Here is a 13,035-nt window from a genome sequence, read left to right on the forward strand (position 1 = left end):
GAACAGCTTTAGTTTGATAAACTTCCTTGTATGTTAGTACCAACTCACTTTTTGGCTTCGATCAATTATAGGCACTCTCTCCATGATAAGTGATATCAAGCCCTTCTCGCTCCTGTTCAACATCAACACGTAAGCCTGTTGTCTTATCTGCGATTAAAAATGCAAGGTAGGCAACAATTGAGGTCCAAACAACACAAATAAGTATGCTAAATGCCTGAATGCCAACTTGTTTTATCATTGTTATACCTTCTGCATACCCCATCCCCCCGAGAGCCGCCGAAGTAAACACACCCGTGAGTAAGCACCCAACCACCCCGCAAACACCATGAACACCAAAGACATCACAAACATCATCAACTTTTAACCAACGTTTTAAAACCACAACCCCCCATAACCCAGCAATACCTGAAAGTAGGCCGATAATTAATGCTCCTGCAACTCCAACCGTTCCTGCTGCGGGTGTAACACCAACCAACCCCGCTAAGCACCCTGAGCAGGCACCTAACAATGAGGGCTTATCCCTAAATATCCATTCAGCAAGTACCCATGAAAGTATTGCTCCGGATGCCGCTACCACCGTATTAATAAATGCCAAGGCCGCGACGGAATTCGCACTTCCCGCAGACCCCGCATTAAAACCAAACCAACCGATAAATAAGATTGCGGTACCCATAAACACCATCGGCAAATTGTGAGGCTTTATGACTTCTTTACCCAACCCTGTGCGCTTTCCAAGTAAGTAAGCACCAACAAGCCCAGCAACAGCGGCATTAATATGAACGACAGTGCCTCCAGCAAAGTCCAAAGCACCATCTTGGGCAAGGAGTCCTCCTCCCCACACCATATGAGCAATAGGCAAATAAGCAAAGGTTGTCCAAATGACAGTAAATATCAGTATTGCAGAAAATTTAACTCGTTCGCCTAACGCACCAACCACCAGCGCAACCGTCAAACAAGCGAAAGCACCTTGGAATGCGACATGAATAAATTGAGGGATGGTGGCAGATAAGCTGTCAATATTGATACCCTTGAGCATAAATTGGCTTAATCCCCCAAAAAAGCTATTACCCTCACTAAATGAAATACTGTAACCATAGATGACCCAAATCACTGAAACAAGTGCAAAAATAACCATAGTTTGCGCCATCAGTGCGAGGACATTTTTGCTTCTCAGTAAACCGCCATAAAATAAAGCAATACCCGGAACGATCATGAATAGGACTAATGCAGTGCAAACCATCATAAATGCGTTATCCGCTTTATCGACACCGTCATCAGATGCAAACACTCTTGCAGGAAAACTTGCTATAAATAGCCAACACAAACGTTGAAACAGTTTACTCATCGCTACTCTCCTATAGTGCTTCATCTTGTTTCTCGCCAGTACGGATACGTATGGCTTGCTCAAGCTCTAATACAAATATTTTCCCATCACCTACTTGCCCTGTATTTGCTGCTTTTTCTATTGACTCAATAACGAGATCGGCAAATTCATCGGAAACAGCAATTTCTAGACGCACTTTTGGTAAGAAGTCGACGGTATATTCTGCACCACGATATAATTCAGAATGTCCTTTTTGCCGCCCAAAACCACGCACTTCAGTCATCGTAAGGCCTTGTATCCCTATATCTGAAAGAGCCTCTCTGACCTCGTCTAACTTAAAAGGCTTAATAATTGCGATGATATATTTCATTTTCCCTCCGGATAATATGATCCCCTACCTATCCAGCTAAAGACGTACGACAACATCATCATTGGCTGCAACTACACTAACAGCAAATAGCATGCCAAAATTAATTATGCTTATAATTCAAATAGTCATCGCAAAAGAAAAGGCCACTCATCCGAGTGGCCTTTTGACGATGCGTTAAAAATGTGCAAACAGGCTAATTCAATAACGCTTCAGGCTCCATATCATCATGCAAATTCAACGATTCACCGACCTGTTGAAGCTGATACATTTGATAATAACGCCCTTTTTGTTGCAGTAGCTGTGTATGACTACCTTTTTCAACAATTGCACCACGATGAAGCACAACAACCTGATCGGCATCGACAATTGTGGATAATCGGTGTGCAATAACCACAAGTGTAGTCGTTTGGCGGATTATACGCAGTGCTTTTTGAATAGCCTGTTCTGTACCTGAATCGATATTGGCTGTCGCCTCATCCAGAATTAATATTTTGGGTGTTGCAACTAAGACCCGAGCCATCGCGAGTAGTTGCCTTTGCCCGACAGAAAGCGTATTCCCCTGTTCTCCTAGTAGCGAATCTAATCCTTCTGGCAGTGATCGGACATGCTCAGCTAACTGTACAACATCGAGAACCTGCCAAACTATTTCTTGGGTTATCTCACGCCCTAACGCGACATTATCAAAGAAAGATGCCGCTAGAACGACAGGATCCTGTTGCACCATCGCGATCCCATTACGTAAAACTTGATGTGAAAGTGTGTGTAAGGAACGTCCATCAAGTAGGATCTCCCCTTGCTGCCAAGGGTAATAGCCCATAATCAGGTTTGCGATGGTACTTTTCCCACTTCCCGTGTGACCAACTAAAGCAACAAAGCTATTTTCAGGAATATGAAGATTGATATCCGTTAACACTTTTTTGTCATCACGATACGCAAAAGATAACCCCTGAATATCAATAGCACCACTTTGTAATGGCTGTATATTATTGCCATAAGCTTGTTTCGGACTATCCATTAATTCAAACACTCGCTCACCTGAAACGACCGCTTGTTGCAACATAGATTGTTGAGAGGTCAATTCGATGAGAGGCTCATTTAAACGTCCAAGATAGTTGATAAAAGCATATAAAACCCCAACACCAATTGTGCTCGTACCATCAAATCCAAACAATAACAGTAACCCACAAAGCACCGATGCCGAGATCAAGCTAAGCAGAGGTCGAAGTAATAACCCATCCAGTTTTAATGCCTTCATGCGTGCAAGGTAGTGATCTTGACTAGCCTCTAACATTTTCTCGCCAAACCGAGCTTGTTGGCGAAATTGCTGGATCACTGTCATGCCATTGATCACTTCATTAAAGCCATTATTTATTTCAGCAAGATAAGAACGAACGCGGCGCACAATCGGAGTACTTAGCCGTTGATACACGAGCATCACCACCATCACGGCTGGAAAAATCATGACTGCCACTAAAGCCATGCGCCATTCAAGGGTAAACATCGCGATAAGCATCGCACAAATTAGCGCTAAACTACGGAAGACTGTCGGCACAACCATCACAAATAGGTCTTTAATAACTTCGGTATCATTAGTAACACGGGAAATGATTTGACCTACAGGTTGTTTATCAAACGCACTTAATGGTTGTCTTAATGCTGAGTTCATTACGTCGGTACGTAAAGCCTGAACCACGCCAACAGCCGCTTTGTTAAATAAGATCGTTTGATAATAATGTAAGAGTGCAGCAGCAATCTGTAATAACACAAAACCAACCGCTAAATATAAGGTTAACGGCAGGATGATCTGTTTCTTAGCCACCATGTTGTCAATAAAATAACTAATCAGCAAAGGCCCACTGACTTCAGCCGCAGCAGCGACCCATAGCATAACAATGGCAACCGACATTGTACCGCGGTGAACTTTGCCATAGCTAAGTAAGCGTTTTAACGCTGGCCACAATGGTTTTTTCTGACTCATAAATCACCATCCAAAGTGGCTTCAATTTGTTGATAATGGTACATATCTTTATACCATCCAGGTTGGACTGATAACGTTGAGTGAATACCTTCCGCCGCAATGCTTCCTTGGGATAACACGAGAATATTATCAGCGTCGACTAACGCAGATAGGCGGTGTGCACTAATGATTAATGTTTTACCCTCTCGCCAGCGACTTAAATTTTGTAAAATAGTAAATTCAGTCTGCCCATCCACCGCCGATAACGCATCATCTAAAATTAAAATTTCGGCATTTTGCAAAATAGCGCGCGCAATAGAAATTCGCTGTTTTTGCCCACCAGACAACATTACGCCACGCTCACCCACTTGGGTTTGGTAGCCTTCAGGTAACCTCAAAATATCATCATGTACGCAAGCAATACGCGCAGCTTCCTCAATCTGCTCTACTGTGGCTTGTGGGTTGCCTAATGCGATATTCCCTGCAATCGTATCAGAGAATAAAAAAGGTGATTGGTTAACAACGGCTAAACGACCTCGCCACTCATCTAACCGAATCTCAGGTAACGGTTTCCCCTGATAAGAAATCGCGCCTTCAGTAACATCGAATTGGCGTTGGATCAGCGTAATAAGTGTTGATTTCCCTGAACCTGTCGGGCCACATAGTCCTAAAAATTGCCCCGGTTTGAGGTCAAATTGAATGTCGTGGAGTGCGACTCTATCTGTTTCAGGGTAGCTAAACGTTTTAATTCTCGCGCTCAATGCCCCTTTTTCAGCATCCAGTGATTGATGCCCATCTTCAATATCGAGCGGCTCATCAAGTAAACTTCGGATACGACTATAAGCAGCACTACCACGCTCTACGATATTAAACATCCATGCCAATGCCAGCATAGGCCAAATCATTAGCCCCAAGTACATCACAAAGCTAGTCAGTTCACCGAGCGTCAATGTTCCTTGTAATACCATCCAACTGCCACCGCCAATAGCAAGCAAGTTAGCCATACCGATAGCAATAAAAATGGTTGGGTCAAAGCGTGCATCAACTCTGGCAACATGCATATTACGCCGCCCTGCTTCTGTCGCAACCTGCTCAAATTGGTTTGATTGGTGATCTTCAAGACCAAAAGCTTTAATCATGCGAATACTGGTTAAACTCTCTTGAGCATGATTATTTAGGGATGAAAATGCGCCTTGGGCATGTTTGAAACGATGATGTAATTGGTCGCCATAGCGTTTAATAACTAGTGCCATAATTGGCATAGGAATTAATGCTAATAACGTTAACTGCCAACTGATCTCCACGCTCATCATGATCAATACCGCACATCCCATGACTAAGGAATCAACAAACGTCAGTACCCCTTCCCCCGCTGCAAAAACAACGCGGTCAACATCATTGGTTGTACGCGCTATTAAATCCCCCGTTCGATAGCGTAGATAGAAAGACTGATTTTGTAGGCTTAATTGGCGATAGAATTTTTGTCGCAATTGTACGGCTAACTTATAGGATGCTCCGAATAACCAAATCCGCCACACATAGCGCAGCCCATACACAACGACAGCGATAAATAACATCAAGGCGACATAAGATACTAGCTGGCTCGTAGCCATCGTCTGGTTGCTAATACCATCAACAACAACGCCCACAAGCCGTGGAGGAACAAGCTGTAAAATAGCAATAATAATGAGAAAGCAAACCGCGCCAACATAGCGCCGCCATTCACTAAGAAAATACCAGCTTAATTGTGAAAATAATCGCACTGAGTTACTGCCTTGAATAAGATTTAATATTTGCCATTATGTGGCATCCTAACGATGCAAAACAATTGAGAAAAGCAGAACTAACAACACTAATCAGGAATAGGTAGCGCTGTCGTATACTTGATTTTTTCCATTGCAAAACTAGAGGTTACATCAATCAGGCCATGAACGCCATTAACCAGTTTCTTATAAAATAGATCGTAGGATTTCATATCTTTGACTTCGACTTGCATCAGATAATCATACTCTCCTGCCATACGGTAAAACATAAGGACTTCAGGGAGTTGGCTAACAAAAGAGACAAATTGTTCATACCACTCGCTGTTATGGTGTTGCGTTTTGATCATAACAATAACCGTTAGACCGAGACCTAATTTTTCCCCATCAAGCAAGGTCACTCGGTGGCGAATGTACCCTTCATCCTCCAAGCGTTTCAACCTTTTCCAACAAGGAGTCGACGTCAAGTTAACGGCCTCTGCAAGTGCATTTAAAGATAGACTACTGTCATTTTGCAACAAGCGAAGCAACTTTTTATCTATCTTATCTAACATAGGTATTCTCTTTTTATTTATAAAAAAATATCACTGTCGACTTTATATAATAGAATGATTTTACCTAAATAGATTTACGACAGCATAAATAATTCATCAATAACCACAAAAAGACAAAAATTTCCCTGTTCATCACACGCTAGCATCATTACCATGACCCATCAGTTAAGTATTTATATTTTTGAGTAGGAGAAGTGTTTATGAAACGTGCTGTTGTTGTCTTCAGTGGTGGTCAAGACTCGACGACTTGTCTCATTCAAGCTTTAAAAATGTATGATGAAGTCCATTGTGTCACCTTTGATTATGGACAACGTCATCGGCTTGAAATTGAAGTGGCTCAAAAGCTAAGCCATTCACTGGGTGCAGCCGCGCATAAAATCCTTGATGTAAACCTACTCAATGAGTTAGCCGTAAGCAGTTTGACCCGCGACAATATCCCTGTACCCGACTATAACGAAAGTACAGCTAATGGGCTACCTAGCACTTTTGTTCCGGGTAGAAACATTCTCTTTTTAACGCTTGCAGCCATCTACGCTTACCAAGTCCAAGCAGAGGCGGTTATCACAGGCGTATGTGAAACCGATTTTTCAGGCTACCCTGATTGCCGAGACGAATTTGTTAAAGCACTTAACCATGCCGTAAACCTTGGGCTAGCAAAAGATATCCGCTTTGAAACGCCTTTAATGTGGCTCGATAAAGCACAAACATGGGCACTTGCAGACTATTATGGGCATTTAGAAACCATACGTGAGCAAACGTTGACTTGTTATAATGGTATACAAGGTGACGGTTGTGGGGAGTGTGCTGCATGCCACCTTCGCAGTAAAGGCTTGGACTATTATTTAAGCCATAAAGAGTCGGTGTTAGCTTCTCTAAAAAAACTCGCTAATCTCGCTTAGTACTTTGCTTGCTAACCACACCGGAGAGTTAGCAACTTTCCGGTGTTAATGATTAAGCGGCAATAAAATCTTCAGTACTGCTTTTGGATAATAACTCAAGTTTTTCGCGCAGTTCCCCTTCAATCTTAATAGATTTATTCAGTGCTAAATCAATAAAGACAAAAGTCACCTTTGCATCTGACACCACTTCTCTCTTACCTTGCCTTTCACGTGTTATTTGCTGATAGCACAACGCACTTTTAGTACCAATTTTTTCAATACGCGTTGTCACTGTTAGCTCATCGCCAAGTATGGCACCATGAAAATAGTTCACATTGATATTAACCGCCACCATGGCAAGCTGGCTTTTTAGCGCCCAGCCCAGAAAATTGTGCTCATCCATACAAGCCCATCTATCTGATTCATAAAACTCCAGATAACGTGCGTTGTTCACATGTTGGAAAACATCAATATGATAACCACGTACTTTAATTTGCGTTGCCATAACTACTCCGACCAGTTGCTATTCGTTACAAAAATATAACAAACAATCATGCTATTTGCTGAAATGTTCTATTTTCTTCGATACTGATCGCATTTTTTATGTATCAAGGCAAGTATTACAATAATAGGATCGTCTTAGATCACACTATAATATTGGCATTCACCACAAATAAGATTAAGTGCCCACAACAAGGTGGGCACACAGCTCACTATAGCGCTAGCTTGCCTCTGTTTTTCTCTAAAAATGCAGGCCCTATTCCACGTACTTCCAAAATATTTTCAAGAGTATTAAATGCGCCATATTTCTCCCTATACTCAACAATAGCTTTCGCTTTTTGTATGCCAATTCCATGAAGCTTTTTCGCTAACTCTTCGGCACTCGCTTGATTGATGTTCACTTGATTTGTCTCTTTCAAATTCTCCGATGGTTTTTCCTCCTTAGGCTTTTTACTAACCACCGCCGCCACTGGCTTATCAGCTTCTGCTTTTTTTGCTAGCGCCGATTGTGAGCACATTAATATCGTCAGAATAACGGCAGCGCTGCCTAATGATTGCTTTATAAATTTCATCCATGTCATTGATGTTCTCCTGTTTAAATTGAGATGCCACAATGCCAAATTTATTATGCAAAAGCTTTTTTGTGATGATAGAAATGAGAAAGGCCACCCAAAGGTGGCCTCAACTTATTTTTGTTGCACTTAGAATTACGAGCGGCTTCGCAATTTAGTCTAAATTAATCACTTCAATTTTGGCGTTATTACGTAAGTTCTGAATCAAAGCTTCATTTACCGCCATTCCCATCATACCACGGTAGTTTGCGGTTAACTGCTCAAGCTCTTTATCTGAAGCTTTGCCTGGGATCACTTTATCAAGTTGAATAATGACTAAATTATCTTTTTCGTCACGCACTGTTGTATAAGTTGCTTTGCCGTCAGCAGGTTTCGCCATTGCCATTGCCGCGCCAATAACTGGCGTTTGAGGCATCAAGCGTGAAACCTTTTCAGGTGCAGAAAACTGAATATTTGCAGTATCACCTTTACCTTCTTTCAAGGCTGCGACTAATTTCTCGCCTTCAGCTTTTAATGCTGCATTCGCTTTCTGGCGTTTAACGAGTGTTTCAACTTGAGATTTAACAGCTTCTAATGGTTGAGTTTGCTCCGGTGCATATTGTGATACACGGACAACAAATGCACGGTCACCTTGAACGTCGATAACATCTGAGTTAATCCCCGTAGAACCATTTTGATCCACTAAACGTTCACTGAATATTTCGTTGATCACTTTAGGGTAATTAAGCGCTGCTGGCGGATTATTTTTATCAAACCAATCCGTTGCCACCACTTTTAAACCTGATACTTCTTCAACTGAAGCAAGTGACTCATTATCATTTGTGGCCGCTTCACTGACTTTCTGCTGTAAGTCATAAAACTGCTTACTATTTTTGTCCTGAATCAGTTTATTTTTAATCTCATCCTTCACCGAGTCGAGAGGCTTAATACTTTCAGGTTTGATATCATCCAAACGGAAAATCACAAAATTTGAATCTGACTTAATAGGTGTAGAGATTTGCCCTTTTTCCGTTAAGTTAGCGTTAACGATTTCAGAGGGCGTCGAGGCTTCTTCCATCCAACCAATGATACCTTTATTACCCGCACTAAGCTTATCGGTTGATTTCTCAGTCGCTAACGCCACAAAATCAGCACCGGCTTTTAGCTCATCAATGATAGCGTTAGCTTCTTTCTCTGACGCCACTTGGATCATGCTGTAGTGCTTTTGCTCAGCTTGAGTGTAGTTTTTTAGGTTTTGCTCATAATACGTTTTTACCTCTTCATCAGTGACTGATTGTGGAGGTAAAGCTGCCGCGTCTATTTCTACATAGCTAACTTGCACTTTCTCAGGAGCAATAAAGCTATCCTGATTCGCATTATAGTAAGCTTTAATTTCATCTTCAGTCGCCGTCTGCTTTGCTTGTTCATCGGCTAACGAAAGGGTCGCTACACGAATTTCGCGCTCTTGTAAAACGAGCTCTGCATATGTTTTCACTTCTGAAGGTAGCGCAAAATCGGTTTTAATAAATGAATCAGAAAGCTGAGAGAGAATTAAATTAGCACGGACTTGTTCCGCTAAGTTATCAGCACTGTAGTTATTTGCTGCCAATATCTGACGATACTTATCGCCATCAAATTTTCCATTAGTTTGGAACACTGGCATTTCAAAAATTGCATCCTTTACCTGCTGATCACTGGCAGATAAGTTTAATTCATTAGCATACTCAGCCATTAACGTACTGTTAATCAAGTTATTTAAAACCTGATTACGCAAAAATTTCATGCTCTCTTCATTGCCAGCAATTTCAGAGAACTTATCACCCAAGGAATCTTGTAAAGACTGACGCTCTTGCGAGAAAGCCGTTTGGAATTGCTCCCTGCTAATTGACTGTCCATTAACTTTAGCAGCATCATTACTTGAACCGCCAATCATGTAACCAGCAACCCCTGTCAGCACGAATGACAGGATAATAATAGCCAGTAGCACTTTGATAAAAGGACTGTTCGCTTTCGTGCGTAGATTGTCCATCATAAAAAGGCTTAACTCCGCTTGTTAAATTCAATTTCCTAATAATACGCTAATCTTAACCCAGATTGAAAAAAAAGCGCACCATTTCCATGATGCGCCTCTATATTAGCTGATTAATATTATTCAGTCAGTGTGTGTTTTAGAAAAAATAAAACAAAACCAAAAGAAAACTGAATTAGCTATTAACCGCGTCTTTTAAACCTTTGCCCGGACGGAAAGCAGGTACTTTCGCCGCAGCGATCTTAATCTCTTTACCTGTTTGTGGGTTACGTCCTGTACGAGCGGCACGCTCACGAACAGTGAATGTACCAAAGCCAACTAAAGCAACATCGTCACCTTTGCTTAGTGAAGTCGTTACAGATGCAACAAACGCATCAACAACGCGACCAGCTGCAGCTTTAGAAATGTTCGCTTCAGAAGCGATTTGATCAATCAGTTGAGACTTATTCACTCTTATCATCCCCATATTAGTTTTGACTATGATCTTAATTAGGCTATTTAAGCTAATTAATGATGCAGCCGTTATATCAATCCTGAATGCCAATGGCAAGAGAACAGATTACATCCAAATAATTATCAGAATCATCGTTAAATTAGCGACGAAAAAAAAGACTGACAACCCCTAAATTAGCTGTCAGTCTCATTTTTATGTAAACTTCTTGATTCAGCTCACTCTTTTTGACTTATTTTTTACGATTTCCGCACCAAATGGTGGGTTCGCTAGTGCTAAAGAGAGTACCTCTTCAATTGTTTTAACCGGATGAATTTCCAAATCTGCAATAACGTTTTCTGGAATTTCTTCCAAGTCACGTTTATTCTCAAATGGAATTAATACTGTCTTGATGCCACCGCGGTGTGCCGCAAGTAATTTCTCTTTCAGACCACCAATCGGTAAAACAAGACCTCTTAAAGTAATTTCACCCGTCATTGCTACATCAGCTTTAACAGGATTCCCCGTTAAACAAGACACCAGCGCGGTTGACATTGCAATCCCCGCACTTGGGCCATCTTTTGGCGTCGCACCTTCCGGAACGTGTACATGGATATCGCGTTTTTCATAGAAATCGCTATTGATACCCAGTTTTTCTGCTCGAGCGCGTACTACGGTTAATGCCGCTTGGATGGATTCCTGCATAACTTCACCGAGTGAACCGGTATACGTGAGTTTACCTTTGCCCGGAACACAAGCTGTCTCGATGGTTAATAAATCACCACCTACTTCTGTCCATGCAAGACCTGTCACTTGACCAACTCGGTTTTCAGTATCTGCTTGCCCGTAATCGAATTTGCGCACACCTAAAAAGTCTTTTAGGTTGTCAGCGTTAATTTCGATATGTTTAAGCTTTTTATCCATCAATAAGGCTTTCACCGCTTTACGGCACAATTTCGAAATTTCACGTTCGAGGCCACGCACACCAGCTTCACGCGTGTAATAACGAATAATACCGATTAATGCACTGTCATCGATGGTTAGCTCACCTTTTTTCAAGGCATTACGCTGAACTTGTTTCGGCAATAAGTGTTGCTTAGCAATATTCAGCTTTTCATCTTCCGTATAACCGGAAAGACGGATCACTTCCATACGGTCAAGTAACGGCGCTGGGATGTTCATTGAGTTCGACGTAGCAACAAACATCACATCTGACAGATCATAATCCACTTCCAAATAGTGATCGTTAAAGGCGACGTTTTGCTCAGGATCTAATACCTCTAACAATGCGGATGCTGGATCGCCACGCATATCAGAAGACATTTTATCGATCTCATCTAACAGGAATAGTGGGTTTTTTACCCCAACTTTTGCCATTTTCTGGATCAATTTACCCGGCATAGAACCGATATAGGTACGACGGTGACCACGGATCTCCGCTTCGTCACGCACACCACCTAACGCCATACGGGTATACTGGCGCCCTGTCGCTTTCGCAATAGATTGCCCAAGAGAAGTTTTACCAACCCCCGGAGGCCCTACCAGACATAAAATAGGCCCTTTAATTTTGCTAACACGGCTTTGTACTGCCAGATACTCTAAAATACGCTCTTTAACGCGCTCTAAGCCATAATGGTCTTTATCAAGGACTTCTTGCGCCTTAACAAGATCTTTTTTCACTTTGCTGCGCGCATGCCATGGCACCTGCACCATCCAGTCAATATAGCTACGTACGACGGTGGCTTCAGCCGACATCGGAGACATCATTTTTAGCTTCTGCAACTCAGCTTCCGCTTTTTCATGAGCCTCTTTTGGCATCTTCGCTTCTTCAATTTTACGTTTCAGCGCTTCGTATTCATCTGGCGCGTCATCCATTTCACCAAGCTCTTTTTGAATCGCTTTCATTTGCTCATTCAAATAGTATTCGCGTTGGCTTTTTTCCATCTGTTTTTTAACACGATTACGGATGCGTTTTTCAACTTGCAGCAGCTCAGTTTCTGACTCCATCATGGCCATCAGGAACTCAACACGCTCGGCGACATTCGCCATCTCCAATACGCGCTGTTTATCTGCCAATTTCAATGGCATATGAGAAGCTATTGTGTCCGCTAGTTTATCGAGTTGATCTTGTTCAATCGAGTGTAGCGAGGTCAGCACCTCAGGTGGAATTTTTTTGTTCAGTTTGATGTAGCTTTCGAACTGACTGACTATCGTGCGATAAAGAACCTCTTGTTCTTTTTCATCAAGAAGCTCTGCAACTTGCGTTTTAGCACCCGCTTCATTGTAAAAGTTATCAGTTCCCGCAACGTGTTTCACTGATTCAGGCTGTAACAGTTCAGCTTGTGCTAAGAAATATTCACCATTGTCAGTTAAACTGCTTATGCGTGCTCTTCTTAAACCTTCAACTAATACTTTAACTGTGCCATCGGGCAATTTCAGCATTTGAATAACTGAAGCAACGGTGCCAACAGAAAATAAATCGTTAACCCCAGGCTCATCAGTTGAGGCCTCTTTTTGGGCTACCAGCATTACTTGCTTGTCATGATCCATCGCTGCTTCCAGACTGTGAATGGATTTTTCACGTCCAACAAACAGTGGGATCACCATATGTGGGTACACCACTACATCACGCAGAGGCAATACTGGTATTTCTATGCGTTCGGAACGCTCAGGATTCATAA

At 42.0% G+C, this 13,035-nt stretch carries 11 protein-coding genes; 1 reads left to right on the forward strand and 10 read right to left on the reverse strand.

Features of this window, described 5'->3' with window-relative positions:
- Positions 1 to 61 precede the first annotated feature (61 nt).
- The 5 genes from amtB to PR699_RS08890 all read right to left on the reverse strand — a co-directional run bounded on the left by amtB (position 62) and on the right by PR699_RS08890 (position 5,965).
- Positions 62 to 1,345 carry an ammonium transporter AmtB gene (amtB, locus tag PR699_RS08870; RefSeq protein ID WP_014656764.1) on the reverse strand — a complete coding sequence of 428 codons (1,284 nt, stop codon included), beginning with the start codon at positions 1,343 to 1,345 and terminating at the stop codon, positions 62 to 64.
- A gap of 10 nt (positions 1,346 to 1,355) precedes the next feature.
- Positions 1,356 to 1,694: a P-II family nitrogen regulator gene (locus tag PR699_RS08875; RefSeq protein WP_004927053.1), complete on the reverse strand. Its 339-nt coding sequence runs from the start codon at positions 1,692 to 1,694 to the stop codon at positions 1,356 to 1,358.
- A 193-nt stretch (positions 1,695 to 1,887) separates the two neighbouring features.
- Positions 1,888 to 3,672 (reverse strand): SmdB family multidrug efflux ABC transporter permease/ATP-binding protein, encoded by a 1,785-nt coding sequence (locus PR699_RS08880; RefSeq protein ID WP_014656765.1) that lies wholly within the window; start codon positions 3,670 to 3,672, stop codon positions 1,888 to 1,890.
- Entirely contained in the window at positions 3,669 to 5,414 is a 1,746-nt protein-coding gene (locus tag PR699_RS08885) for a SmdA family multidrug ABC transporter permease/ATP-binding protein (protein WP_014656766.1), read from the reverse strand. The genes PR699_RS08880 and PR699_RS08885 overlap by 4 nt, the downstream gene beginning before the upstream one ends.
- An 89-nt stretch (positions 5,415 to 5,503) precedes the next feature.
- Positions 5,504 to 5,965 carry an Lrp/AsnC family transcriptional regulator gene (locus PR699_RS08890; RefSeq protein WP_004927047.1) on the reverse strand — a complete coding sequence of 154 codons (462 nt, stop codon included), beginning with the start codon at positions 5,963 to 5,965 and terminating at the stop codon, positions 5,504 to 5,506.
- A gap of 200 nt (positions 5,966 to 6,165) precedes the next feature.
- Here PR699_RS08890 and queC point away from each other — a divergent pair, with 200 nt between their 5' ends.
- Positions 6,166 to 6,864, forward strand: coding sequence for a 7-cyano-7-deazaguanine synthase QueC (queC, locus tag PR699_RS08895; RefSeq protein ID WP_014656767.1), 699 nt, complete (start codon positions 6,166 to 6,168; stop codon positions 6,862 to 6,864).
- Between the two features lie 52 nt (positions 6,865 to 6,916).
- Here the strand turns inward: queC and PR699_RS08900 are convergent, their stop codons facing one another.
- From PR699_RS08900 to lon, 5 genes are all read right to left on the reverse strand, one after another.
- Entirely contained in the window at positions 6,917 to 7,348 is a 432-nt protein-coding gene (locus PR699_RS08900; RefSeq protein ID WP_004927043.1) for a thioesterase family protein, read from the reverse strand.
- A gap of 208 nt (positions 7,349 to 7,556) precedes the next feature.
- The gene (locus tag PR699_RS08905; protein ID WP_004927040.1) at positions 7,557 to 7,925 is read right to left on the reverse strand and encodes a helix-hairpin-helix domain-containing protein; all 369 of its coding nucleotides are present in this window, start codon (positions 7,923 to 7,925) and stop codon (positions 7,557 to 7,559) included.
- A gap of 145 nt (positions 7,926 to 8,070) precedes the next feature.
- Positions 8,071 to 9,927, reverse strand: a complete 1,857-nt coding sequence (gene ppiD / locus PR699_RS08910) for a peptidylprolyl isomerase (RefSeq protein ID WP_014656768.1) — start codon at positions 9,925 to 9,927, stop codon at positions 8,071 to 8,073.
- A gap of 172 nt (positions 9,928 to 10,099) precedes the next feature.
- Entirely contained in the window at positions 10,100 to 10,375 is a 276-nt protein-coding gene (gene hupB / locus PR699_RS08915; protein ID WP_014656769.1) for a nucleoid-associated protein HU-beta, read from the reverse strand.
- 213 nt (positions 10,376 to 10,588) lie between these two features.
- Entirely contained in the window at positions 10,589 to 13,033 is a 2,445-nt protein-coding gene (lon, locus tag PR699_RS08920) for an endopeptidase La (RefSeq protein ID WP_004927032.1), read from the reverse strand.
- Positions 13,034 to 13,035 lie beyond the last annotated feature (2 nt).

Origin of the sequence: Providencia sp. PROV268 (assembly GCF_028477805.1) — a bacterium.
Lineage (GTDB): Bacteria > Pseudomonadota > Gammaproteobacteria > Enterobacterales > Enterobacteriaceae > Providencia > Providencia stuartii.

What these genes read in the sequence shown, in the direction of transcription:
- PR699_RS08905 (WP_004927040.1), bottom strand. Translation starts at nt 7,925, where the DNA reads ATGACATGGATGAAATTTATAAAGCAATCATTAGGCAGCGCTGCCGTT.
- PR699_RS08890 (WP_004927047.1), bottom strand. Translation starts at nt 5,965, where the DNA reads ATGTTAGATAAGATAGATAAAAAGTTGCTTCGCTTGTTGCAAAATGAC.
- queC (WP_014656767.1), top strand. Translation starts at nt 6,166, where the DNA reads ATGAAACGTGCTGTTGTTGTCTTCAGTGGTGGTCAAGACTCGACGACT.
- PR699_RS08880 (WP_014656765.1), bottom strand. Translation starts at nt 3,672, where the DNA reads ATGAGTCAGAAAAAACCATTGTGGCCAGCGTTAAAACGCTTACTTAGC.
- amtB (WP_014656764.1), bottom strand. Translation starts at nt 1,345, where the DNA reads ATGAGTAAACTGTTTCAACGTTTGTGTTGGCTATTTATAGCAAGTTTT.
- lon (WP_004927032.1), bottom strand. Translation starts at nt 13,033, where the DNA reads ATGAATCCTGAGCGTTCCGAACGCATAGAAATACCAGTATTGCCTCTG.
- ppiD (WP_014656768.1), bottom strand. Translation starts at nt 9,927, where the DNA reads ATGATGGACAATCTACGCACGAAAGCGAACAGTCCTTTTATCAAAGTG.
- PR699_RS08875 (WP_004927053.1), bottom strand. Translation starts at nt 1,694, where the DNA reads ATGAAATATATCATCGCAATTATTAAGCCTTTTAAGTTAGACGAGGTC.
- PR699_RS08900 (WP_004927043.1), bottom strand. Translation starts at nt 7,348, where the DNA reads ATGGCAACGCAAATTAAAGTACGTGGTTATCATATTGATGTTTTCCAA.